General features: G+C 42.4%; 17 protein-coding genes. 14 read left to right on the top strand and 3 right to left on the bottom strand.

What is annotated here, in order from left to right; all coding sequences use genetic code 11:
- Positions 1-1,508 precede the first annotated feature (1,508 nt).
- Together AC060N_RS12755 and AC060N_RS12750 are read right to left on the bottom strand one after the other, a co-directional pair.
- On the bottom strand, positions 1,509-2,822 hold the full coding sequence (locus AC060N_RS12755; protein ID WP_479524135.1) for a nucleoside hydrolase-like domain-containing protein: 1,314 nt from the start codon (positions 2,820-2,822) through the stop codon (positions 1,509-1,511).
- A gap of 67 nt (positions 2,823-2,889) precedes the next feature.
- Positions 2,890-4,008 carry a glycoside hydrolase family 88/105 protein gene (locus AC060N_RS12750; protein ID WP_479524134.1) on the bottom strand — a complete coding sequence of 373 codons (1,119 nt, stop codon included), beginning with the start codon at positions 4,006-4,008 and terminating at the stop codon, positions 2,890-2,892.
- 318 nt (positions 4,009-4,326) lie between these two features.
- Between AC060N_RS12750 and AC060N_RS12745 the strand changes: the two genes are divergently transcribed.
- Entirely contained in the window at positions 4,327-5,088 is a 762-nt protein-coding gene (locus tag AC060N_RS12745) for a DeoR/GlpR family DNA-binding transcription regulator (RefSeq protein ID WP_479524133.1), read from the top strand.
- Between the two features lie 664 nt (positions 5,089-5,752).
- On the opposite strand, the gene AC060N_RS12740 is transcribed toward AC060N_RS12745, so the two are convergent.
- Positions 5,753-6,589 carry a DeoR/GlpR family DNA-binding transcription regulator gene (locus AC060N_RS12740; protein ID WP_051539040.1) on the bottom strand — a complete coding sequence of 279 codons (837 nt, stop codon included), beginning with the start codon at positions 6,587-6,589 and terminating at the stop codon, positions 5,753-5,755.
- 827 nt (positions 6,590-7,416) lie between these two features.
- On the opposite strand from AC060N_RS12740, the gene AC060N_RS12735 reads away from it, so the two are divergent.
- The 13 genes from AC060N_RS12735 (at position 7,417) to AC060N_RS12675 (ending at position 25,547) form a co-directional block, all read left to right on the top strand.
- Positions 7,417-10,590 (top strand): SusC/RagA family TonB-linked outer membrane protein, encoded by a 3,174-nt coding sequence (locus tag AC060N_RS12735; protein ID WP_479524132.1) that lies wholly within the window; start codon positions 7,417-7,419, stop codon positions 10,588-10,590.
- An 18-nt stretch (positions 10,591-10,608) separates the two neighbouring features.
- Positions 10,609-12,330: a RagB/SusD family nutrient uptake outer membrane protein gene (locus AC060N_RS12730; protein ID WP_479524131.1), complete on the top strand. Its 1,722-nt coding sequence runs from the start codon at positions 10,609-10,611 to the stop codon at positions 12,328-12,330.
- Positions 12,331-12,501: 171 nt separating this feature from the next.
- On the top strand, positions 12,502-13,548 hold the full coding sequence (locus AC060N_RS12725; RefSeq protein ID WP_479524130.1) for a LamG-like jellyroll fold domain-containing protein: 1,047 nt from the start codon (positions 12,502-12,504) through the stop codon (positions 13,546-13,548).
- A gap of 112 nt (positions 13,549-13,660) precedes the next feature.
- Complete coding sequence (locus AC060N_RS12720) at positions 13,661-13,864, top strand: fibronectin type III-like domain-contianing protein (RefSeq protein ID WP_025865077.1); 204 nt, start codon at positions 13,661-13,663, stop codon at positions 13,862-13,864.
- Between the two features lie 47 nt (positions 13,865-13,911).
- Entirely contained in the window at positions 13,912-15,363 is a 1,452-nt protein-coding gene (locus AC060N_RS12715) for a DUF1593 domain-containing protein (RefSeq protein ID WP_479524129.1), read from the top strand.
- Between the two features lie 93 nt (positions 15,364-15,456).
- Positions 15,457-16,827 (top strand): glycoside hydrolase family 88/105 protein, encoded by a 1,371-nt coding sequence (locus AC060N_RS12710; RefSeq protein ID WP_027586144.1) that lies wholly within the window; start codon positions 15,457-15,459, stop codon positions 16,825-16,827.
- 83 nt (positions 16,828-16,910) lie between these two features.
- Positions 16,911-18,524: a glycoside hydrolase family 28 protein gene (locus AC060N_RS12705; RefSeq protein ID WP_479524128.1), complete on the top strand. Its 1,614-nt coding sequence runs from the start codon at positions 16,911-16,913 to the stop codon at positions 18,522-18,524.
- A 309-nt stretch (positions 18,525-18,833) separates the two neighbouring features.
- On the top strand, positions 18,834-19,511 hold the full coding sequence (locus AC060N_RS12700; protein WP_479524127.1) for a response regulator transcription factor: 678 nt from the start codon (positions 18,834-18,836) through the stop codon (positions 19,509-19,511).
- Entirely contained in the window at positions 19,508-20,779 is a 1,272-nt protein-coding gene (locus tag AC060N_RS12695) for a sensor histidine kinase (protein WP_479524126.1), read from the top strand. Before AC060N_RS12700 ends, AC060N_RS12695 begins: the two co-directional genes overlap by 4 nt.
- Before the next feature lie 115 nt (positions 20,780-20,894).
- Positions 20,895-21,701 (top strand): PepSY-like domain-containing protein, encoded by an 807-nt coding sequence (locus AC060N_RS12690; RefSeq protein ID WP_479524125.1) that lies wholly within the window; start codon positions 20,895-20,897, stop codon positions 21,699-21,701.
- 76 nt (positions 21,702-21,777) lie between these two features.
- Positions 21,778-23,061, top strand: coding sequence for a nucleoside hydrolase-like domain-containing protein (locus tag AC060N_RS12685; protein ID WP_479524124.1), 1,284 nt, complete (start codon positions 21,778-21,780; stop codon positions 23,059-23,061).
- Between the two features lie 99 nt (positions 23,062-23,160).
- The gene (locus AC060N_RS12680) at positions 23,161-24,516 is read left to right on the top strand and encodes a glycoside hydrolase family 28 protein (protein ID WP_479524123.1); all 1,356 of its coding nucleotides are present in this window, start codon (positions 23,161-23,163) and stop codon (positions 24,514-24,516) included.
- Between the two features lie 155 nt (positions 24,517-24,671).
- Positions 24,672-25,547 (top strand): SGNH/GDSL hydrolase family protein, encoded by an 876-nt coding sequence (locus AC060N_RS12675; protein WP_479524122.1) that lies wholly within the window; start codon positions 24,672-24,674, stop codon positions 25,545-25,547.
- Positions 25,548-25,775: the final 228 nt, after the last annotated feature.

Raw genomic sequence — 25,775 nt, 5'->3', positions numbered from 1 at the left:
GATTTTTTCCAAAACCCGAAGGGCTTGACCTTGCCTGGTGAATAAGTGTGCTTATGTCGCCACCCGCCTAACTTGGGTGGCTTTTTTCTTGGACACACTAATTACACGAATTACCGAACGCGCAAGGCTGACGCGCACGAATTACACGAATTGGATGGCGCGGATAGACACGGATTTATTTCACGGATTAGCACGGAGTGGGGTTCCTATGCAGTCTGGCGTTGAACGGAGTGAATGTGCGATAGGAAAGAAAGCGGGTGCGGGCTGTGACCGAATGACAACGTGAAGGCGTCATGACCGAACAGGCCGGACCGGCTTTGCGGGGTGCCGAAGGTTGTTGACTTCCCGGCTTTTTTTGCCAGGTGAGGCAACGGCCTGCAGGCACTGGGGGAATTGGAGAAAGGGTGAAGATGAGAATGGGAGAAATGGTGGAAGGCGAAGGCAGAGGCTCAGACCAAGGCCAAGGCTCAGGCGAAGGCAAAAAAGGAGAATGGGAGAGTGGGAGAATTGGAGGCCACTGATTGACACGGATTTACGCGGACGGATGACGATGCTATGGAATGGTGGTGTGGTTGGGGCTTACTGATTTACATAATTAGGTTATAGGACAATCAGGCCCACGGTTGGGCTGTGGGGGTTGTTCCTATGAACTACATGTTATGTAAATTCAGTTGGTGGGCAGGGTGTTATTTGGGGCGCAACGCTGCCAGGGGCGCTATGGGGGCAGCGGTCTTTTTGTTGGGACACCCGGGATGGCTACAGCTTTTTGACTACGCTCCTAAGACTACGTAATAGATGGACGAAATGGCATTCAGCTAAACGTACTGAAACCTCTAATTACCGAAAGGCAAAGTGCTGTAATAGGATTGGCGGTGGCCACACGAAAAGTGTGACTCAAATAACAGCCGGCGTGCGAGTGTGAGATGGCTATTTCTGTATAAATGCGAATTTCACGAATTAAGGCAGCGTACAAGGACTACCCACATGAATTACGCGAATTATGTCCACTGATGCACACGGATTCGTTTCACGGATTAACACGGATGGCAGCTTCATGTATAGCCGGGGGTTGAACGAAGCGGGAATGCGACGGAAAAGAAAGCGGGTGCGGACTGTGAGGGAATGACAATGATGAGGTGACATGAACGAACAGGCCGGGCCGGCTTTGTGCGGTGCCGAAGGTTGTTGACTTCCCGGCTTTTTTTACCTGGTTAGGCAACGGCCTGCAGGCACGTGGGGAATTAGAGAAAGGGTGAAGATGAGAATGGGAGAAATGGTGAAAGGCGAAGGCAGAGGCTCAGGCAAAGGTTAAAGTGAAAAGGCTCCCGACAGTTAGTGTTGAGGAGAAGGTGAGAATGGGAGAAATGGTGAGAGTTAAAAATCGTTTTTTTTTGAAAAACCTTCTTGAGCAAGTTGGAAAACGTGCTGTAACTTTACTGATAATGATTGATGATAACCTGCGGGCTCTGAAACTATTTGAGTTTCAGAGCCCGCAGACTATTCCAATTTTAGTTTGCAATCCATTCGAATCTTTTTGCCCAGTCCATCAGGAAATCCTTACGCCACTTGGCTATTGTTTCCGCTCCCTGGTATTGTCCGACGTACAGGTCTTTATCTGTTCGATCGCTCCACCAGTTGTTTAATTTGGCGTTATCTGGATTCTCTGCTCCCGGCCACGGATTTGCACTGACGAATTCACCGGTTTGCCCCTGTAAACTTTTCGCAGAGCAATTCACGGTGTATTTCCAGTTGCCAATTCGTTTGGGTACAAAACGCACTTTAAAAACACCATTGCCAGCGTAAAATCCATTAATACGCTGTCCATCAATTTCCATCCATATTTCCGGATTCTCACTGGCAGCGATATTTTCTTTCGAGTCAAATGTCCAGGTCACAACGCTGTAAGTCGGAACCGTATCCGTAGTTGTTGTATTCCGGTTGTAATTTCGAAATGCACTATACGGAAGCTTTGTAAAACTGCCTCCCCAACTTTGCCCTGCCGGGTTATCCGGGTCTCCGTTCAACAGGTAGGCAACCGAGGGCGAGTCTCCCATTTTTATTGCTCCACCGTAATAATTGCCAAAATCACTCCCGAGCGCTCCTTTCCCTTTTATGTATTTTTCGTAAAATGGCTTTGGTTTAAGGTCAGGATTAGCGCTTTTGTCAATAATCCACCCCCGATAGGTAGAGTTATTTTCGATCATCCACAAATTGGGAAAATTTCGGGCGATGTATTGGTAAGGACTTACACTCCATTTTTTATTAGGTCCACCAATCCAGTAAACCCGTATTTTTGAGGCTATCGACGGGGCATCATGCAGAGCCTGTGCCACATCGTCCAGTCCGCCCCAACAAAGTATCCACAAAGGTTGAGGATTATCTGATTTCGCTTGTTTTATGATCCATTTTGAACCTTCGGAAGGTTCTCCCCATCCTTTAGCCGGATTTCCATCCGTAGCTCCCTGTTTCGCGACCAAACGCAATTGGTTAGGGGAAGGAAAATCGCCATGTTTTTTCAATTTAGGGTAGTCTTTTGCATACAAATCGATGATATGTAAGATATTTGTTTTTCGACCTTTGCCGTAAGGTGAGGCGATAATTCCATCCACCTGAAATTCATTCGCATACATCAGAAAATGAATCATGGATTGAAAATCATCCGGATCAGTACCACCAATATCTGAACTCACAATGACCCTTGGTTTTACTGCATGACCAGATGAATTGTTGTTCTTTTTGGAAGAACAGCTCAAAAGGCTCAAAGAGATTATTCCCAGGAAGAATAATCCATATTTACTCCAGTTTTCGATTCTGAATTTCATCTTAAAGAGCTTTTATGGTTAAAATTTGTAATTCGAATTTTGTAAATCGCATCTGAACGACTCAAAATTATTTGACCATCGTCCGTAAAACAGGATTGCTCTCAATCAATAGACTTTCCATAATAAAAGGACCAATGGCTTTGCCGTCATTTGATCGGACCGGTTCACTGATGTAGTATTTAAAAGTTCCATCGCGTCGGGTATTTCCTGCAGGTCCCAATCCGGCACCGGAACAACCTGAGGTAATTTCAAGATTCCCATTTTTATCGGTTTTTACGAAAGTGGCTAAAATCCCGTTATAAGCTTTCATGGCCGGCTTACTATAACTACTATCTAAAATTCCGGTTTCAATTCCTTTAATCATTCCATAGGTAAACATGGTAGAGCAGGTCGATTCCAGATAGTTGCCCTTGCGGGCTGGCATGTTCATCACCTGGTACCAAACACCGGAATCTTTCTGCTGATAGTGAATAATGGCGTCTGTCAGATTTTTGAACATATTAACAAGTTTGTTATAGTCCTTGTGATTTTTTGGCAAAAAATCGAGCACATCGATGGTGGCCATATATAACCAGCCTATACCTCTTCCCCAAAAACTCTTGGAAAGTCCGGTCTTCGGGTCGGCCCAGAAAACACTTTTACTTTCATCCCATCCATGATAATAGAGCCCGGTTTTTGGATCCTTTAGGTGTTTTTCAACCAATAAAAATTGATTGGTGACATCGTCAAAATTTGACGGATTGCCGAAAGTAGCAATATATTGAGCATAAAACGGAGCCTCCATGTAGAGACCATCCAACCACATTTGGTTGGTGTAAATCTTTTTGTGCCAAAATCCTCCCTGTGGTATTCTGGGTTGCTCCCGAAGCTGGTCCCGAAGAGTTTCAATGGCTTTTTTGTAGCGCTTATCCCCGGTCTTTTTGTAGAGCGCAAAAAGGATTTTTCCTGAATTAATATCATCGAGCTTAAAATCCTTCTTTTTATACCCCAGAATGTTTCCTGTCGAATCGATTAGTACATCCGCATAAGTGTTTTTCACATAATTGAAATATTTTGGATTACCGGTCTCCTTCGATTCCTGGAGGAGTGCCTTGCAAACCAAGCCCTGAACATATCCCCAGTTGGGTTTCGACTGGTAGTCCACCGTCCACGCCTTAGGATTGTTGTTCATCACTGATTCAGCCATCAATAATGAATAAGGTTTTTGATTGGTGTTCTCCTTATTTTTTGTTTTTTTTGATGTATCGCATTGAGTAAATAAAAATGCGATAATACTCAAGAAAAAGATTACTTTCATGATAGCGTAGATTTTCCGGGTTCAATCAGAGTCCAAAGATATGTACTATTTTTTGAAAGATTTAGTTTGAGAAAGATTTAAATTTCGTTTGTCTTCGTTTCTGCTTTTTATTATTTGTGTTTGGTCGTGTGGGGTGTAATTAGCAGGGCGAAGAAAAGAATTCAGATAAATTGTTATTAGAAGAACGTTCAACCTATACACAAAATAATGCTACCACAACAACGACGGGAGAAAATCCTGGACCTAATCAGAGAAGACGGGCATGCCAAGGTCGTGCAGCTTAGTAAGATATTTAAAGTCACAGAGGTAACCATTCGACAGGATCTCGAGAAACTGGAGAAAGACGGTTTTGTAGAACGGGAGCATGGTGGGGCGTACCTCAAAAATATTGGATTAAATGTAAAGAACATTGCTTTACTAAATCAGGATAATCTGTTGGAAAAAGCTATCATTGGTCGCAAGGCGTTGGAGTATATCAATGATGGCGACACCATTATTCTGGATTCTGGATCAACAACCACTGAAATTGCCAAATTAATCAACAACTTTAAGAACCTGACGGTTATTACCAATTCCCTGAATATTGCCCTGATACTTGGGGGGGTTCCTGAGATTAATCTGGTGGTAACCGGAGGAGAGTTCAAGGCACCTACGCTTTCATTAACCGGTCAGAAAGCTGCCGATTTTTTTGATGGGCTTCATGTGGATAAACTTTTCCTGGCCACTGCCGGAATCACATTGAAATCCGGCCTTACTTATCCCAGTATCAGTGATATTGTTGTTAAGCGCGCCATGATCGAGTCAGCCAATGAAGTTTACCTGGTTGCCGACTCCAGTAAGATTGGGAAAAGCGCTTTTGCCAGTCTTGGTGCTCTTTCTTTAATTGATTTCCTGATAACCGATTCAAAAATCAGGGAAGCAGACAGTAAAATGCTCCAAGACAATGACATTAAGATTATTATTGCGTAATCGTTTTGATGTTGGTGTTCAAAAGGCTTTTTTGATATTCTGTTGAGAATAGCAAAAAATCTTTCGTCGAACATTTTTACTATTGTTTACATTTTCAGCAAGTTCCTCTGTAATTTGTTCAATTAAGAATACGACTTCCATAAACTGGGGTGACAATGAAATTGATCCCGTAATTGTCAGTTTAGTTTAGTTTTCTTTTTACTTTTTTAAACTCTGTATTCTAAATGGATGAAATGTCAGGGAGTTGCCATCAATTGGGACTCGCTGAATATGAAAATCGTGTTGGAGAATGTTGACCTGATTGTTCCACCAATCAGGGTCGGTTGAATGCCTCCAGGGGGAGGTGAAAGGAGTCAATTGACTGATTGTGTCAGGTTACTTCAAGCACAAAGCAAGCTCCGGATTTGTCGACCAAATGTCTGGAAGAATAGCTAAAGGAAGGCTCCGAATCAGCTGTAAAGGCAGCACAAGTCCGGGGCGTGACTTTGTGGGTTCCTAAAATTCGTTGGTAAAATCAGACTTGTTGCAAAAAAGGTTGGCAAACAAGAACCCTGATTACGGTATTAAGGTTGTTGATTAAATTAATTTTTTCCGTATGGGAGGAAAGTCCATCTTTTTGCAATTGGTTTTCGAAAGTAATTTAATGTGACGGGTTATGCCAGGTTTAGAGAACATTACTCGTGTCGGTTTTTGCTTTTATAAATTCTTTAGTTGTTTTGTCTTTTTGTGCAATAATCAATTCTATCTCGTGTTCTTCAAATACTTGTCGGTGTTTGTTTTTAATGCTTTCGTCAGTAATAATGTAGTCAACAATGGTCAATGCCCCCAGGCTTGCTAGTGCTTTTTTGCCTATTTTAGTTGAGTCTGCAACAAGATATGTCGTATCGGCGGCTTCAATCATTGCTTTTTTAACAACAATGTCACTGATACTGGGATAGGTGAGGCCTGCTTTTAAAGAAATTCCTGCAGTTGCCAAAAATAATTTGTGGACATTTAACCCGTTAAAAGAATCTGCCGCTTTTTGCCCTGTCAATGATAAAGTTGGGGCTTTAAACTCACCGCCGGTAAGAATTGTATCAATTCCAGGTTCTGTCCCGAGGATAAGTGCAATATTCAATGCGTTTGTAATAACGGTTATATTCTTCAATCCTTTTAACCTTTTTGCTATTTCAGTGGTTGTGGAGCCACAATCGAGGATAATCGTATCTCCACTTTCGATAAATTCCAGACATTTTTCGGCAATCAATGCTTTCTTGTCCATATTCTCCTGGTGGACAAGCGAGAAGTTTCGTACCTGGTCCTCAACATTCTTCAGAAAGGCACCACCGTGTTCCCGTTCAACGAAGCCGTCTTTCTCAAGTTTCTCGAGATCCTGTCGGATGGTTACCTCAGTAACTTTAAATAATGCGGACAAAGAGGCAACTTTAGCCGAACCGTCTTCTCTCAAAAGTTCCAATATTTTCTCGCGCCGTTGATTTGGCAGTAAATTTTTAAGTTTCATTCTCTTGCTATTTTTTTTCTTACGTCGCTCTGAGTCAATTACTTATTTTCTTTTTCATATGAAAACTCATTATTTGCTCCCTTAACTTAAACTGTATGGTAGTGAAGGTATTTCATTTGGATTAATAACACCCCAATAAATCAGACAAGTATGCCCCGATTAAGCTGAGCGAGTTAATAGAACGCAAATAATAATATTCGAATAAAATATTCAGGTAAACGAAAGAATAATTATTTGTTTGTTTTTTGTTTTTACTTACTGATTTATTGATGCGAGTCCCTACAATTTTGTTTTTATGTTTAAGTGTAGTATGTAGATACAGAGTAGAATAGATTGTGTTAGATGAGCGATTCGACATAGGTAAATCTTTTTTATGTTTGCTAAATTCTATGCAAAACTATTTGAAATTATTAACAAAACCGAAAGCAATTTACATCAAAGTAAAAAATAAATAAATATTTTTTGTTAAAATTTACTAAAATCTTACATTTGGGTTGTGAAAATGTATTGAAAAATTACGAATGTTAATGGTTTGCATTTCGTATTTGCTGTTGGGGAACAACAAAGATGTGCTGAAAGCTTCGTTTTATTTGTTGATTTTGACATTCTTAGTGTTTGAAAGTATTTTATTCTTGGGAGTTTAGTGTTCAGTATTAAACCTAACAAAATAATCGATGGAAAATGGAGTCTTTTTTTAATCATTGAAAATGAATATAAAGAATCATGTTAACTCATGGTTGTATGTGCTTCGCCTAATTCAAATCCAAATTTTAGTACCTATGAAAATGACAAAAGAGAAGAATCAATCCAGACAAAGATTGATCGCGATGAGAACTCGACTCATGAGATTCTCTTCCTTATTATTCCTGACGATTGTCGTGCAATGTCTGACGCCTGTTTATGCGCAGCAGAAGCTCACGGTATCGGGGGAGGTTACAGATGCTTCGGGAGTTTCGCTTCCAGGCGTAACTGTAGTGGAGAAAGGGACACAGAATGGAATAATTACTGATGCCAATGGTAAATATTCGCTTTCAAATGTGCCTAGTGATGCCACGCTTGTATTTTCCTTTGTGGGTATGAAAACGCAGGAAATACCCGTAGCCGGTAGGACTACCATTAATGTGAAAATGGTTGAACAAGCTATCGGGCTTGATGAAGTTGTAGCGGTAGGTTATGGTTCGGTGAAGAAGTCGGACCTAACGGGAGCAGTAGGCTCCGTAAGTGCGAGCGATATTGTCAGTAAAGGGACGACCACCGTTTTGGAAGGTATCCAGGGGAAGGTTCCGGGTGTTGATATCACTCAGACCTCGGTCAAGCCGGGTGGTGGCCTGAGTATTCAGATCAGGGGCCAGAATTCGCTGCAATCGGGTAACCCGCTATACGTTGTTGACGGGATTGTTACTGGGGATATTGATTTTTTGAACCCCCAGGATATTGTCAAGGTTGATATCTTGAAGGATGCTTCCTCGACCGCCATATATGGATCCAGGGGTTCCAATGGTGTTGTTATTATCACCACCAAGAATGCCGAAAATACGAAAGGTGGCAAATTGCATATTTCTTATGACGGCTATTATGGTATCCGCGAGATTGCCCGTTTGCCAGATTTTATGAGTGCCCGGCAGTTTGCCGATTACCGGGTGATGGATTACTATACTTTTAACCAGAATACAGGTCACTGGGAACTTCCGGAAGGTAGTAAGCCAGGGCCACTTGCAGCCAGGAACGATGGTTCCGGTGCTTATACGGTTGCCAACAAGCTCTACACGCAGGACTACACGGATTGGTTTGGCCTGTTGACCCGAACAGGTCACCAGCAGAACCATTACCTCAATATGTCTGGATCGGCTAACAATCTGACTTACAACGTGGGGATGGGCTATCAGAATGAGGCTGGTAATTTCCAGCAGGAATACCTGGACCGCTATAACCTCAATGTCAGTGTGAACCACAAGCCATCGAAACATTTCCAGATGGGGGCCACGATTAACCTGTCTCAAACTACTTATGACGAAGGTTATCCAAATGCTTATAATGAACTGAACAAGATGGCACCGTACTGGAACGCGTATGCGCCAGATGGAAGTATCATTGCACAGCCGGGTGCCGATCCTGCCCTTAATTCGGACCGTGGCCAAACCGGAACGCTTAGCCCGTTGGCGGAAGTTGCGGCTGGTAAGAACGAGACGAGGCGTTATGACGTGCTAGCTTCGGCCTACATGGAGGTAAGTCCTGTTGATGGTTTGACCCTCCGGTCCACGCTTGCTCCACGGTTTTACCGAAATAGAAAAGGTGTTTTTAATGGTATCATCCAGGATACCTATTATGGAGGAATTCCCAGGCCGACGCGGGAAGCAAGTTCTGACAACACGGAATCCTTTGATTACTCATGGGACAATGTGCTCACCTATAAAAAAGATATCAATGATGTCCACCACATAACCGCAACAGGTCTTTTCAGTACCTATTCTACCCGTACCGAAAGATTAAAGGTAGATTCCAAGGGTATGCCTTATGACTCAGATTGGTATAACCTTTTTAGTGGTGATTTTAACCCGGCGAACAGTTCATCTTCCTATTCGGAGACTTCTCTGGTCTCTTACATGGCCCGATTGAACTATGACTACAAGGGTAAATACCTACTGACTGCATCAATGCGTTATGATGGTAGCTCCAAGTTGGCGGACAGATGGGCCTCATTCCCATCCGCTGCGGTTGCGTGGCGTGCATCGGAAGAATCCTTTCTGCAGGCCGACTGGTTATCCAACCTGAAACTGCGTTTCAGTTATGGTCACTCGGGGAACAACAACGGAGTAGGAGCTTATGCCACCCAGGCAGGTCCTGATGTAGGCAGTACAGTACTCTATAACTTTGGAGGTGACGTGTGGACCGGTTTTGCTCCTGGAAGTCCTGTAAATCAGAGTCTTACATGGGAAAAGACACGGGAGGCAGACCTTGGGCTTGATTTTGGTTTCTTTAATCAACGGATAAACGGTTCAGTGGACGTTTATGACAAGCTGTCCGACGGATTGTTAATGAGCCGGAAACTGGCCGTTGAAAGTGGCGTGGCAAGCATGAGCGATAATATTGGTTCGGTCAGCAACAAAGGGATCGAGGTAGCGCTGAACACTGTCAACGTGCAAACCAAGAACTTTTCATGGACCACCAGTTTTACCTTCGCCAAAAACAAGAATGCCATTGTGTCTTTGTATGGAAGGAAAGTAGATGTGGTTGGAGAAAAGCGCTTTATCGGGGAGCCGATCAATGTGATCTATGATTACCGCGTTCAGGGTGTCTGGAGCCAGGCTGACTATGATTCCGGTAAAACCGTTTATGATAATCATACGGCACTTCCCGGGGAGGCACACACCATCGACACGAACGGAGACGGTAAGTTAACCGCTGACGATAAAGTTATCCTGGGAAATCCAGATCCCAGTTGGACCGGAGGAATGAGCTCCAATATGAAGTTTAAGAACTGGGACTTCTCGTTTAACATCATTACCAAGCAAGGCATGTTGATCGACGACGACTTCTCCCATATCTACCTGGACCAGGGCAGTCGGAGTACTGTAAAACTCGCCAGCTATGATTATTATATGCCAGCGGGTGTACCGGTTATTGACTGGAATAATTTTGTACTGGATGCCAACGGCTATGCGACTAATGTGGGTTGGACAACCAATACCAAAGAAAATGTCAATGCGAAGTACCCGATCTTCAAGAATGCGAACAACAGCAACTTTAACGGCAATACTGCCTACTACCAGGATGCATCGTTTGTTAAAGTGAAAAACATTGTGTTGGGGTATACCTTCCATCAAAACGCTGTTTTCGACAGGGCAGGGATTAAACGTTTGCGTGTTTACGCCAATGTTCTAAATCCTTTTGTATTCACCAATTACCCAGGTTATGATCCCGAGTATGCTGTATCCAGGGTCAGGGACGGTAATGGCCCGGCCAATGTGACTTATCAGTTTGGTGTCAATCTTCAGTTCTAATAAAAAAAACATACCGTAATGAAAAAGTCAATATTTATATACTTAAGCATCCTTCTGCTGTTTGCCACCTCTTGCAGTAAGTTTCTGAATGAGGACAACAAAGGAGGGATAACCAATGATAAATTTTACAGTACGGCAGACGGATATAAAACACTGGTGACTGCTGCTTATTCCGACCTGAGGAGTATTTACGGAACTACACCGATTCTTGATCTGGCAGGGACAGACCTTTACCAGGAAGCAAAGGCGGAAGATGCAGTAGCCCTGGCGGCACTGACCCGTTATCAGTCCCTGGACCCGTCTGAAAGTCATGTAGAAGACTTTTATACCAATTGCTACAAGGCTATCCAGGCTGCCAATGCAGGGCTGTATTACAACGATCTGCCGACAGACCTGAGCGATGCTCAAAGAACACAGTATGATGGTGAACTTCGTTTTTTAAGGGCTTTTTATCATTTTATCCTGATTGAGCAGTTTGGGGGGATCGTGATCAGTGACGAATATACCAACAGCCCGAAAATAAACATTCCAAGGTCCAGTTTGGCCGACAGTTATGCGTTTGTGATTAGCGAGATGGAACAGGCCTTGACCGAGGTATCTGCCAGCGCCTCGCCAGGCAGGGTAAACAAGGACGTTGTCAATCATTACCTAGCCAAGGTTTACCTGAGCCGGGGATGGGATATGGGCTCGGCGGACGACTTTCAGAAAGCCAAGGACTATGCCGATGCGGTGATCTCCAGTAAAGGAGACATCAGCATCCCGTATAACAAACTTTGGGACGAGGCCGGTGAAAACAATAAAGAGTTCATCTTTACGGTTCAGTACAGCCTGAACTCGATCGCTGATGTCCAAAAAGATGGTAATACACAATCGTCTCTCTTTGCATCTTATGGCGGAAGCGCGGGTCTCGGAATGAAGCGCTCCACTGAAACCTTAATCCCGGCCTACCAGATTCACCATAGTTTCCAGCAGAACGACGAACGCTATGCTTATGACTTTATGTGGTATACGTACAAGCCTTACTTTAACTATTATAACCCCGATGGTACAGAGCAGGTGATGTATTATAACCCTGTAATTTGGGATCCCAACAAAACGGAGTTGACAGCAGCAGACAGTGCTCAGTATATACAGGAAGTGAAGACTATGACGGGTCGTGACCTGGCGAGTGGGTTCCTTCTTTTCCCTATCTGGAAGAACGACCGGCAAAAATATGCCGAACAGGCCTGGGGTGGTACCAGTGGGCGTGTACCAGGCTTTAAGAAGTTCGATTGCCCGGAGAACGCGTTGAACAGTACTCTCGAGTACAGTGCAAGCGTCAGGGATATTGTGCTGGCCCGTCTTGCGGGGACCTATTTTCTGAAAGCTGAAGCCTGTATTGCCCTGAATCAGATTCCCGAAGCCCGTGATCTGGTGCAGAAAGTGATTGATCGTCCGGGTAACAAAATTGATCCAAACGGAACCGATCTGACCAATGCGCTGGATAACGCTACCGACCAGCAATCGGCTTTGGAAGCCCTCTTCCTGGAGAAAGGGAAAGAGATGCTGGGCGAATATGATGGAAGATGGCCCATGCTGAGAAGGACAAAAATGTTGAAGTACATGCTCGAAAAATACAATGTTGATTTTGAGAAAAACGGCATTACCTTCCAGGACAAATGGTACCTGCGCCCGATACCTGAAAATGCAATTACGCTTAATGAAGGGTTGACTAACGATGACCAGAATCCTGGATATTAATTGTCTTGTAGCCATTTAGCCAGTTTTTCAAGCCAGGTATTTGAAGCATTTCAGACTGTAAGCTTGAAAAACGGCTGCTGGAAAATGCATCTTGTACAAAACAAAAATGAAACAAAAATGAAAAAGATATCAATATTAGCAATAATGTACATCGCCTTAATTGGTATTACCATGGTTAGTTGTACGAAGACTAATCCCTGGAACCCTAAGCAGGCCTGGTACGAGGACAAGGACGGGGACGGAAGAGGTAATCCACTGGTTTTTGTCTACTCCGCTATTCAGCCAGTTGGTTATGTTGCCGACAATACTGACAACAATGATAATCTTCCATGTGAAGAGGCGAGCCCATTCTATGCGGACAAAGATGGTGATGGCCTTGGCGATCCCAATGATATCATCATGGCATGTGAGGCTCCTCCGGGATATGTCGATAATGCTGATGATAAATCAGATTTTGCACCAATAGATTATACTCCTGTACCTGTTCCGGAGCCCTTATTCGCCTACAATTTCGATGAAGGTCAGGACACAGTCGTTCACAATTCCGGTTCATTAGCTACCCAGTATGATGCCCTTGACATGAGTGCAAATATACCATCATGGTCGGACAATGTACCGAGAAGTGGCGGAACCCACTCAGTCGATTTTGGTACAAAATACGATACTTATAACTACGTTCATAGTTCAACAATGATACCTGAGTTGGCCGGTATGACTCAGATTACGGTGACCGGTTGGGTTAATAACAAATTAGACGAAACTGGTTCGGGAGGGAACCGTGTTGTTTCATGGATTAATAGTGGCCATGATGGTTTCGATATCGTTTATATGAAAGGTGGTAGTCTCAATACTGGTATTAACCAGTGGCCAGACAAGTCAGCGGCGATAAGTAGTGCCAAGATAACAACCAACCCGCTTGGCAGTGCTTCAAACTGGGTGTTTTTTGCCGTCACCTATGATGCGAATGATAATGGTGGAACTTTGAAATATTATTTTGGCGACAACGTCAGTAAAGCCTACATGGATAATGAGTTTCCTTATCCGGCCGGACCTATCGGACAGGGTATTGGTCATCTGGCTATCGGGCAATTCAATCAAGAGTGCATCCATTATGGTTACCAGCGGATGTTCAGGGGCCTGATTGACCAGGTAAAAATTTATGACAAAGTTTTAACGTTAGATCAGGTTATTACTGTTCAACTACAAACACAACCCTAATTTAATTGTCTTTTGGACAGGTATAGCATAGTGGAAAGCTTATGCTATACCTGTTCTTTTGCGTAATCGTCGAAAAATATATGAAGTCTTTCTTGGTAAAGTTTCTATTTGAATGTTAATCAGTGTGAAGACATTGGTGGAGTTGAAAGGGTTTAAGAAAATATTTCTGACGAAAGGGGAATCAAAAATAGTGGATTTAAAAAATACCTTGGACAAACTGAAATTCTTCGACCGGAACATGCATGAGGTTTTGGAACCGGGCATGTTTACCGTGTCTGTGGGGAAAGTTCTGCAGAGTTACAGTCGGTTGAATTAATCGGGAACGACTAAGGTATATTTCATACACAACTAAACATAAATAATATGCGCTCTAATTTTTCGTTTCTATTCTTATTATCGCTGATTACGATAATAATGGGGTGTTCCAGTTCGCAACATACATTTGTAAGTCCAATAAAGCCACGGGTTATCGTTTTAACCGATGCTGAGATTGACGACCAATGTTCCATGGTGCGTTTTCTGCTTTATGCAAACGATTTCGATATCGAAGGAATTATTACGACAAGTTCTCAATATCATTCTCATGGACATCGGTGGGCCGGTGATGATTGGTTGAAACCCTTCCTTGATGCCTATGGAAAAGTTTATCCCAACCTGATTAAAAACAGTAAGGGTTACCCGACGCCGGAGTACCTGAGAGCGCATTCGTTCCTTGGAAATGTGGCGTCTGAAGGCGAGATGGATTCCATCACACCGGGGTCACAGCAAATTGTAAAAGTATTGTTGAATAAATCAGACAATCGACCCGTCTGGATAGAGGCCTGGGGTGGTACAAATACCCTGGCCCGGGCGCTGAAAACCATTGAAGAGAAACATCCTGAACGAATGGCTGAAGTCGCAAAAAAAATGCGCTTTTTCTTTATATGGGAACAAGATTCAACCTATCAGTCTTACATCCGCCCTCACTGGGGGAAATATAATATTCCAACCATCATTTCCGACCAGTTTGAGGCCATAGCCTATCGGTGGAAAAATATTCAGCCTGAAAACATGCAAAAGTATTTTGATGCTGCATGGATGAACAAACATATCCTGCAAAATCATGGGCCTTTGTGTTCGCTTTACAAGGCGCACACGGGTGATAAGGACGGTTTTGACAAAGGAGATTTCCGTTCCGAAGGTGATTCACCCGCTTTTATATATGAGATTCCAACCGGATTGCGCAGTACTGAATCGCCGGACTGGGGCGGCTGGGGCGGCCGCTATGTAAGGGTACGCGAGAATACCTGGCTTGATTCTGTACCGGTTAAAGGCTATGAATATCCAAAAGGTCGCTGGTATGGAGGCTCAGGTTGGGGGAGGATGAGTGAAAAAGCAGGTTTAACATCATCCACAAGCGAAGCATTCAAAGAATATTTTAAACCCATCTGGAGATGGTCGGATGCATTTCAAAACGATTTTGCAGCACGCGCTGAATGGTGTGTAAAGCCCTTCAAAGATGCCAATCATCCTCCGGTTGTTCAACTGGCCAATGCTCTTGACATAAAGGCAAAACCCGGTAGCAAAATTCAACTGAGCGCTAAAGGGACAACCGATCCGGATGGCGATCAATTAAGCTACACATGGTGGGAATATAAAGAAGCAGATACCTATGGCGGAGTCATCGATATTCAAAATGCCGATCAGCGGGATGCTTCATTCAAAGTACCCGAAGATGCTGCTCCGGGCGAAACCATTCATGTGATTTGTGAAGTGAAAGATAACGGTACTCCGCAACTGACCCGTTACCAGCGTGTGGTCGTTACGGTTGAATAGATTTAAATCAAACATACAGTAAATATGAAAACTTTAAGTAAAATGAGGATTTATCGTTCCGTAGTTAAAGATGCGCCAAATTGCAGAAAACGGATGAGCTTGTACAAATGGGTGCTGCTTATCGTTTGCATTTCACTAAATACCTCAAACCTGTTTGCACAGGAAAAAACAGAGAGCCGAGTTCCGGATTATCCTGTTCCTTACACCTATCCATCAGTTGATAGTATTAAAGGAGTATTAAACCGGGTGCGGAACTATTATGATTCGACCTGCGATTTGAAAATTATCGATTCAAAAACAGGAAAAGAGATTACTGATTTTACCACGCCGAACAAGAATGCACGCGTTTCAGAAGGATTTGCCGGCGAATGGTCTTATACCAACGGAGTGGTTCTTTCTGCTTTCGAATACATTGATGATGTGACAGGTGACTCGACATATTTTGCCGACAATACCCGTTTTTTTAATCTGGTAGTTAAAACCCTGCCCTATTTTGAGAAGAACCATGAGGTATTCGGTAAAGAAGCCCGGGGCGGTTGGGGCAGAACTCCCAATTTTAAGGCGTTGGACGACTGCGGGTCAATCGGTGCGGCGATGATCAAGACCTATCTGAAGAATAAGAACAAGGATTATTTGCCGTTGATAGACACCATTGCCGATTATATTTCCAACAGGCAATTCCGTTTGAAAGATGGTACACTTGCACGTCACCGTCCACAGTATGTATCGGTTTGGGCAGACGATCTGTATATGAGTGTACCTTTCCTGGTGAATATGGGTAAACTTACCGGAGATCATAAATATTACGATGATGCAGTAAGACAAATACTCCAAATGGCTCAGAGACTGTATGTCCCTTCAGTTGGATTGTTTGATCACGGATGGAATAAAAACTCCGGAGAGTATGATCCTCGCTTTTACTGGGGACGTGCAAACGGTTGGGCAATTTTATCTATGTCTGAAGTCTTGAGTGTCTTACCTGAGAATTACCCTGGCCGCAATAAGGTTTTGGATTTGTTCCGTTCTATGGTTCGTACTTTGGCTCATCTTCAGGATGGCACCGGTTTTTGGCATAATTTACTGGACAAAAATGATACCTATCTGGAAACATCCTGTACAGCCATTTTTACGTATTGTATTGCCAAAGGGATCAATGAAGGATGGATTAGTCACGTGTACGGACCGGTTGCGATAATGGGCTGGAATGCCGTCAATACACGCGTTTTAAAAAACGGGGCTGTAGACGGAACCTGTGAAGGAACTACTTTTGCAAGCGACAATACCTATTATTACTATCGGGGCAGAAGCATTTACGCCACTCATGGTTATGGTCCGGTACTTTACGCCGGTGCCGAAATGATACGCCTATTAGAAAATGACAAGTTCATCATAGTGAAGCCTAAACCCAATTCTATTAACAGTGCCTTTCATTTTCTATTAAAAAGCGAATGGCCCGAGAAGTAGTTAAGGTCTTGTGGCCAGATTCTTCTAAAGACCAGAGGAATCCATAGTGTGATACATATGCTAAAAACAAAGAAACAATCATTATGAACTGGAAATCAACATTAAAATTAGTACTGATACAAATTGTATTAGTAGGCTTGTGCCAACATGCATGGGCACAGGTTCCCAATAAGATCGAGCCGTTCGTTACACCTTTCGGGGAATTCGATTTTCATAGGCCACATTTCCCTGATAAATCTGTAACTATTACCGATTTTGGGGCAAAGAAGGGGGGCGAATTTAAAAATACGAAAGCTATCAACAAAGCGATTAAAGAGCTATCAGCGTCTGGTGGCGGTACCGTGGTTGTTCCTCCGGGTAAATGGTTAACAGGCCCCATTGTGTTATTGAGCAACATCAACCTTCATTTGGACGAAGGAGCCGAACTACTTTTCAGTCAGGATTTCAACGATTATTTGCCAGAAGTATTGACCAATTTTGAAGGGTCGGAAGTGTATGCTTATTCACCTTTCATTTATGCGTTTAAGCAGAAAAATATTGCGATTACAGGTAAAGGAGTATTGAACGGACAGGGGAAACCCTGGTGGGAACAGCGTAAAAAACCGGGATTTGGCAATCGTAAATTAATTGAAATGAATGAAAATGAGGTTCCTCTAAAGGAAAGGCATTTTAATTCGTTGGATAATTATCTGCCCCCCGTATTTTTTGGCCCACTGTATTGCCAACATGTCCTGCTGGAAGGAGTAACCTTCAAGTATGGTGCTTTTTGGACGATCAATCCCAGTTTCTGTGAAGATTTAATTGTTCGGGGCATTCATATCCTTACCGAAGGCGAATATGGCCATACCCCAAATGGTGATGGTATCAATCCCAATTCATGCACGAATGTACTGATTGAATACAACACCATTTCTACAGGCGATGATTGTATCACCATAAAGTCCGGGCGAAATAAAGATGGCCGGAGAATCGGAATGCCCTGCAAAAATATCCTGATCCGTCACAACAAAGGGTTGCGAGGTCATGGAGGTATTGTCATCGGAAGCGAAATGTCAGGAGGCGTTGAAAATGTATACGCGTATGACTGTCGATTCAACGGCACAGACAGAGTGATCCGGATAAAAACCGACAGGGGAAGGGGCGCTTACATTCGGAATTGTTGGTTTAAAGATATATCTGCTGATACCATTCAGCGTGAAGCCATTCGGATTAATATGCTTTATTCCGGCGGGGACAGGCTTCCGAAGCCGAAAGTGAGCAGCGGAACACCTGTGGTGGAGAATATCCACTATGAAAATATTCGATGTGAATATGCAAAGCACAATGTTATTCAAATCATCGGGCTGCCAGAAATGCCTGTTAACCACGTGTCATTTAAGAATATTGAACTGGGAGGAAAGCTTGGGATTGACGTGAAGGATGCCAAAAACATTACATTTGACAACCTGACCATCTCCAATAAAGTTGGTTCACCAGCAAGTATATCCTTTAGCGACAGTATAACGATCAACAAATTAAAAATTGCTGAAACAGCCCCGGAGAAACTACCTATTCTGCTAAACGATGTAAGTCATGTTCAATTGACCAACCTGGAATATCATTCTGGAAAAGAAATGGTAAAAATAACAGGAAAGGCTGATCATTTAGAATTTGACAAAAGCGTACCAGAGAATAAGATAGTCCGGGAAGCGAAATAAATTTTCTAATGCATGATGCAGGTTAACAAATCAAAATTTTGCTGCAGTTGAATGGGAAAATTCAATTGGTTTTATTCTGAAAAAGTGAAAGATACTGGCAAACTTTCCAGGTGGAACGAGCCAGAATCTTTCATTTTTACGCTAAATCAAAAGAATCTCGTGAAAATTCGAAAATATACATTTCAGCATGATGTGCTGAGCTTGTCGGTTCATTTGCCATTGTGTGCGCAGAATTACTTTATGGCCGTTTTGTTGTCAAATTTCAAGTGGGCAATATGACTTTTGTTCACCAACGATAAACTCAGTTATATGAAAATCCTTGTCATAGAAGATGAACCCGAAATGAAGGAACTAATCAGGAAATTTCTTCAGGATGAAGGCTATATAGTAGAAGAGGCCGGGACCTTTAGTTCCGGTTTGGACAAGATTGTTTCTTATGATTACGACTGTATTCTTCTTGATATTATGCTACCCGATGGAAATGGTCTGGCACTGTTGCAGAAATTGAAAACCATTGAAAAAGCAGATAGTGTCATTATCATTTCAGCAAAAGATTCTCTGGATGATAAAATAAAGGGGCTTGACCTTGGGGCTGATGACTACCTGACCAAGCCCTTCCACCTGGCCGAATTGAATGCGCGGATAAAATCGGTCATACGCCGCCGAAGAGCAGATAACCACCAGATGTTGGAGCTGGAAAATGTGAAGATCAATGTTGAAGAAAGATTGGCTTTGGTGAATGATGGACCTGTCAATCTGAACCGTAAAGAATTTGATATTCTTGTCTTCTTAATGATGAACAAAAACAGGGTTGCCAGTAAATCAGCAATTGCTGAAAATATCTGGGGTGACTACATTGATCAGGCCAATGATTTTGATTTTATTTATTCGCAAATTAAGAACTTGCGAAAAAAACTACGGAATAGTGATGCCATGATTGATATCGATGTCGTTTACGGAATGGGTTACAAATTGATTGTGAAATGAAGCTCATTAATCACACATTAACATTGCTTTCTGCGATTTTGTTTGTCCTGATCAGTTTCTGGGCGATTCTGTTCTATTATCAGGTACTTAAGCAAGTTAAAAAGACCATCGATGAAGGCCTTGCCGATTATAAAATTGTGGTCATCGACAAATTAAAGGATGATTCTCTAATCGCTGAACAGGATACCTTTGAGGAAAATAACTATCTCATAAAACGGGTAGATGAAGAGTTTGCTCTTCAGGTTAGGGATACATACAAAGATACCGTCGTTTTTTCCAACCTCAAAAACAAGACGTACCAAACCAGGTTGTTGACTACCGCTTTTGTTGCATCTAATGGGAAATATTATGAAATGAAGCTTATCTCACACGAGATAGATAAATCCAAATTAATTCAAAAAATCGCCACCTCATTATTTTGGTTGTACCTGCTGCTATTCGCCAGTTCGATTCTGGTCAACAATTTTGTCCTGAAGAAAACCTGGGAACCTTTCTACCAACTGTTGAATTACCTCAATAAGTTCAGGCTGGACAGGGGAGCCATTCCCGAACCCACTAAGACAAAAATTGAGGAATTCCGAATGTTGAACGATTCGGTTACAAATCTGGTAAGGACCAACGTAGATATTTTTAACAACCAAAAGCAATTTATTGAGAATGTTGCGCATGAATTGCAAACCCCTTTGGCCATCGGAATTAATAAACTCGAATTATTTGCCGGAGATGAGGATTTATCTAAAGATCAAATCCAGAAACTTGGTGGCATTATCGATACCTTACGTCGACTTTCAGGGCTGAATAAATCCCTGTTGTTGTTTTCAAAAATTGAGAACAGGCAATACATTTCAGTGGAACAAGTTTCTTTCGATGAAGTTTTTAGCAAGATTATTCAGGATTTTTCAGATTACACGGAATACCAGGATATTAAGATCGAATATCAAAAAGAAGATAATTGGGTTTTTAAAATGAACAAGAACCTTGCAGTCATTCTGGTCATGAACCTGGTAAAAAATGCAATTTTCCATAACCAACGCGGAGGGGAGGTCCTTGTCAAACTTTCTTCATCCTCATTCACCATTGAAAACACAAGTAAGGAATCAGTGAAGCTGGATGATAAACTGTTTGAACGTTTTGCCAGAAACTCAACAGATATAGGTTCAACCGGATTGGGACTGGCAATTGTGCGTGCCATAACTGATGCATCTGGATTGAAGCTATTCTATTCGTTCAATGGGAAACATGTCTTTGAAGTAAGCGAGAAGCGTTAGTTAATAGTTGATTATTATTTGTTTTTGCCACGACGAAATTCCAGATTGTTTCCAGATTGTTTCCCATTTTATTACAGGTTCATGTTTTTTCTTTGTATCAACAAAATTTGAAAAGGTGAAGAAGACGATTTACGTATTAGTTTTCGTCCTTTTGGGGATGAGCGCAGCAGCACAGAGTATTAGTCAGGAAAACATACCCGCTGTGGTCTTGAATTCCTTTCAGTTAAAGTTTCCTAATGCGGAAGATATTCGTTGGAAACTAAAAGATGGCGACTATGAAGTGAGGTGTAAAGTAAATGACAAGTTGAACGAAGTGACGATAAATTACAAAGGGCAGATCCTAAAATATCACCAGGACTTGTACGTGAGTCAAATTCCCGGGGTTGTTCTTAAAACCATTCGTTCTAAAGAACCTTTTTTCGACGTGGGCGATGCGGACAAATTTGAAGAAGGAGGGAGAACCGAATATCAAATAGAATTCAAAATTGATGGAAAGCGCCGGTATTTTTGGATTGATGACAAGGGGCATTTGATTAAATATCGAAAAGAATTGAAAGACGATGAGATTCCAGCTTCCATCATGGAATATATACGCACAAATTACGGTCCGTTAGATGAAATTGACAGAGCCAAATACGTAATAGAAAACGGGAAAAAGTACTATATCATCGCCGGAGATGCTGCAGTCTTTCTGTTTGATGATAAAGTAAACTTATTGGAATATCATAAAGATCTTCCGGAATCTAAGGTTCCGTCTGCCATTATGAGTACCATCCATGAATCTTATAAAGAGTATGATATACGAGATGCAGATATGACCGACAGAGGGGGAGTAGTCACGTATACGATTCGGCTGACAAAGTCACATAAAAATGTCCATGTAACGTTCAATCCGGAAGGTCGAATTCTGTATGTCAAATAAAAAAGAGTAACAGACGGCTAATAAGCAATTGATAAAGAATTTATTAAAAATATTTTGAAATAAAATTTATCCGATCATGAATAGAATTGCACTGATTTTTAGTTTCTTAGTTTGTAGCGCTCCCCTGTTTGCTCAGCAGCCGGTGTCAGAGAAGCCACGGGTGCTTATCAGCACGGATATTGGAGGTACAGATCCGGATGATAATCAATCGATGATTCACTTGCTGATGTATAGTAATATGTTTGATATTGAGGGGCTCGTTTCTTCTCCTTCCTATGGATATGGTAATGAAAACCAGATTTTGCGAGCGATCGGTCTCTATGAAAAGGATCTGCCCAAGCTTCGGAAACACAGGAAAGATTTTCCATCACCCGAATACCTGAGATCTGTGACCAAGCAGGGGCGTCGCGGGGGAGCACCGTACGTTGGATACTCCAAGGCCAGCGAGGGCTCAGACTGGATTATCAAATGTGCGAAAAGGAAAAGCGATCGGCCACTTTGGGTGTTGGTCTGGGGTGGCCTGGACGATTTGGCTCAGGCATTGCATGATGCACCGGAAATTCAGAGTAAAATCAAAGTTTACTGGATTGGAGGGCCAAACAAGAAATGGAGCGTTAATAGCTACGCCTATATTGCCGAAAATTTTCCTGATTTATGGTTTATCGAGGTGAATGCTTCCTACAGGGGCTTCTTTTCCAATACCGGTGTACCGGACAGCCTGAATACCGATAACTATTACGCTCGTTATATCCGTGGTGCGGGATACTTAGGAAAAGATTTCAAAAGATACTACGACGGTCGGATCAAGATGGGGGATACACCCTCGGTATTGTATATGATGAACGGTGCGCCGAACAATCCCGAGGGGGAAAGCTGGGGCGGTAGTTTTGAAAAGATGAACCACAGTCCTCGGATTATTTTCAACCAAAATACAACAATTGCTGATACGGTTCCGGTTTATTCTGTACTGGAATTCCACCTCAAGGGGCCGAAAATCGAAATTCCATCTGATTCCACCTGTTTTACACTGAAGGTTGCGGGGCAAAAGTGGGGAGGTTTCTACCTTGGCAATGGCAACTATGGGGTAAGATATGCGCCTAAGAAGGCCGAGACATTAACGTATACGATTACTTCAGGTATTCCGGGATTTTGGGCCCGTGAAGGTACGTTTGTGGTAGATGACCATTGGCCGGGCAAACCAGGACCTGCAGATTATCAGTTAGGTACCCACTGGTATACCGACCGCTCCGATCCGAAATTATTCGACGGGCAATGGCAAGGAGCTAAAACGATACTAAAGTGGCGAAACGAAGCATTGCTGGATTGGGCAAAACGATGGAAGTGGCTTTGGGAAAACTAACAAAATGAAATAGTGTTATTAGCGAATATATAAGATAAGCATATTCCATTCATGTGCAATACACATGATGACAACGAAAAAATTGAAGAACCATAGGAGATGAATAAATATTTACTGTTTTTTTTAATTCCCATCTTATTTCAATGTTCGAATGCTGAAAAAAAAACAGACATCTACAATGTCTATGACTATGGTGCAAAAGGAGACGGAGTAACCAACGACCAGCAAGCCATTCAAAAAGCTATTGATGCTTGTAAAGGAACAGGGGGCACCGTTTTATTTTCAGAAGGAACCTTCTTAACAGGACAATTAGTGCTTGGGAATGATATGGTCCTAAAAATAGATTCGGCTGCGACAATATTGGGAATTCAATCAGATGCAGAAGCCGCATATCCTCATCACAAGATTGAGACCCAATTTCCGAACCGAATGCTACATGATTGTCAACGTAGGTTAATTTACGGCAATCATGTACGAAATGTAACCATAACGGGGAAAGGTAAAATTGACGGTCAGGGAGATTATTCCCCGTGGATGAACGTTAAGGAGCTGGGAACTGAGAAAGACAGACCCTCAATTTTAGCATTTGTCGGATCCAAAAACATTACGGTTTCAGACATTACCATGAAAGACCCAGGATGCTGGACCCAGGTGTATATTGAATCTGATAGTGTTACCATTCGCAATATAAAAGTGCGTACCGGCAAACTAACACCAAATCGCGACGGGATAGACATCGTGGATTGCCATAATGTGAATATAGAAGACTGCAATATTAAATCCGAAGATGATGGCATCTGCTTTAAAAGCGGAAGCGAATATGGCTGTAAAGATGTTGTCGTTCGCAACTGCGTTATCGACAAACTGAATGTAGATGCCGGAAACTGTTTTAAGCTTGGAACAGATGGCATCGGTAGCTTCATGAATTTTGACGTTTCCGGATTAATCCTGAAAAATGCACATCAAAATTCGGCGCTGGTAATCGAATCGATGGATGGCGCTGTGCTTGATAATATCAATATCAGCGATTGTCAGATATCAAATTCAGGGCAAGCCATTTTTATGCTCCTGGCAAATAGAAAACGTACGGTTCCGGGAAGAAAACCAAGAATAGGAAGCATTTCCAATATCCAGTTTAAAAATATTAGTGGCAAAGGATTTACACAACAATATCCTTCTATAATCACGGGGATTAAAGGGCACAATATTCAGAATGTAACTTTTGAGAATTTAAATCTAGCGTTAAAAGGTGGGATAAATACCACCAACCAAACGGTTATGGAGTATGATGGGAAATACCCGGAAGGAAGCAAATTTGGGATTACAAATGCCTATGGTTTTTTTATTAGACATACAGATAAGGTTGATTTTATCAACTGCCATATAACGACAGAACTACCAGATGCCCGAAAATGGCTTGTACAAGAAGATGTTGGAAACGTATCTGTCAACTAGTTGGTTAAACAAAAGTATATAATTAGAATACTGAAAACCAAACCTAATTCCATAAACAGCGCATTTTATTTTCTATTAAAAAGCGAATGGTCTGAAAAGTAGTAGTAGCGAAGTTGGGCAGAAATCATCAGCCAAGTCTTAAACAAAAATTCATCATGCCATATAGGAACAAAAATGCCGGTACTTTGCTGTGTCGTAGTTCTTTTCCACTATTTTTCGCTGAGAAGAGAACAAAAGTCATTACCGCGGGGTTGAGTTTTATTTTGTTTTTGATTCTGCTGCTTGCCGGTCTGAACCTAAAAGCAGCAAAACCAATCAAAATTATGCCTGTGGGGAATTCCATTACAGCGGGAGAACATTATCACTATCCGTCTGTAGCGGAAAGGACCGGCTATCGGAAAGCGTTGTATGAGATGTTGGTCAAAGCAGGCTATAACGTCGATTTTGTTGGTTCACAGGATCATGGTAAGCGGCCGAAAGATGACCCGAATTGGTATGATTGGAATAACGAGGCCTATCCGGGTTGGACCATCCCTGCGATTACCGAAAAGGTTCAAGAGGCATTGCCCGTATATCAGCCTGATATTCTCCTGGTTCATGTGGGTACCAATGGCAGAGACTGGGCACAGAAACCCCGCCAAGTTATGGACATGCTGGATATGATTAATGCGTATTCGGTCAAAAATAACCATCCGATAACGGTATTTCTGTGTAAAATCATCAAACGGTTTTATTTGGAAGATTCAGTACCAACCAGCCGGTTTAATGAAGAAGTTTCCAGGTTAGTAGCTCACCGGATAACTGACAAAATAAAAATTATTATGGTGGACATGGAAAATGGAGCAGGACTGGATTACAGTGATAGCATTCCAGATCCTACGGCCAAACCACCATACGGAGGCGGAGATATGTGGGGGCGCAGATATCCTGGGGTTCCCTATGACAGATACCATCCGAATGATAAAGGAAATATGAAGATGGCTAAAAAGTTTTTTGAAGAACTCGTTCAGTATCTGGGCAAACCAAAATGAGGAAAATGGTCTGTTAAATATCATGAAATGACTGGCGTTTTGTTAAGAGAGTTTAGCATCCAGAATTTACCTGTTTTTATCTCTGAGGAATAGTCAAACGGTGAACGACCTTCAGTCAACTTTCCAAAAAAACAGAAACTTGAATTGTAACTGTTCATCTCCACTCTCAACAACATTGAATAACCGGAGGTGTTTTGTTCCGGTATTTTACCTGATAAAAAAGAGACC

Source organism: Prolixibacter sp. DSM 2831 (assembly GCF_056493735.1).
The sequence above is the reverse complement of the archived record's forward strand: the minus strand, read 5'-3'. Positions and strand labels throughout refer to the sequence as shown.

Coding starts and splice junctions, on each gene's coding strand:
- AC060N_RS12720 (WP_025865077.1), top strand. CDS start 13,661: ATGTTAATCAGTGTGAAGACATTGGTGGAGTTGAAAGGGTTTAAGAAA.
- AC060N_RS12735 (WP_479524132.1), top strand. CDS start 7,417: ATGAGAACTCGACTCATGAGATTCTCTTCCTTATTATTCCTGACGATT.
- AC060N_RS12740 (WP_051539040.1), bottom strand. CDS start 6,589: ATGAAACTTAAAAATTTACTGCCAAATCAACGGCGCGAGAAAATATTG.
- AC060N_RS12685 (WP_479524124.1), top strand. CDS start 21,778: ATGAATAGAATTGCACTGATTTTTAGTTTCTTAGTTTGTAGCGCTCCC.
- AC060N_RS12755 (WP_479524135.1), bottom strand. CDS start 2,822: ATGAAATTCAGAATCGAAAACTGGAGTAAATATGGATTATTCTTCCTG.
- AC060N_RS12705 (WP_479524128.1), top strand. CDS start 16,911: ATGAACTGGAAATCAACATTAAAATTAGTACTGATACAAATTGTATTA.
- AC060N_RS12710 (WP_027586144.1), top strand. CDS start 15,457: ATGAGCTTGTACAAATGGGTGCTGCTTATCGTTTGCATTTCACTAAAT.
- AC060N_RS12695 (WP_479524126.1), top strand. CDS start 19,508: ATGAAGCTCATTAATCACACATTAACATTGCTTTCTGCGATTTTGTTT.
- AC060N_RS12680 (WP_479524123.1), top strand. CDS start 23,161: ATGAATAAATATTTACTGTTTTTTTTAATTCCCATCTTATTTCAATGT.
- AC060N_RS12750 (WP_479524134.1), bottom strand. CDS start 4,008: ATGGCTGAATCAGTGATGAACAACAATCCTAAGGCGTGGACGGTGGAC.
- AC060N_RS12725 (WP_479524130.1), top strand. CDS start 12,502: ATGGTTAGTTGTACGAAGACTAATCCCTGGAACCCTAAGCAGGCCTGG.
- AC060N_RS12730 (WP_479524131.1), top strand. CDS start 10,609: ATGAAAAAGTCAATATTTATATACTTAAGCATCCTTCTGCTGTTTGCC.
- AC060N_RS12675 (WP_479524122.1), top strand. CDS start 24,672: ATGCCATATAGGAACAAAAATGCCGGTACTTTGCTGTGTCGTAGTTCT.
- AC060N_RS12715 (WP_479524129.1), top strand. CDS start 13,912: ATGCGCTCTAATTTTTCGTTTCTATTCTTATTATCGCTGATTACGATA.
- AC060N_RS12745 (WP_479524133.1), top strand. CDS start 4,327: ATGCTACCACAACAACGACGGGAGAAAATCCTGGACCTAATCAGAGAA.
- AC060N_RS12700 (WP_479524127.1), top strand. CDS start 18,834: ATGAAAATCCTTGTCATAGAAGATGAACCCGAAATGAAGGAACTAATC.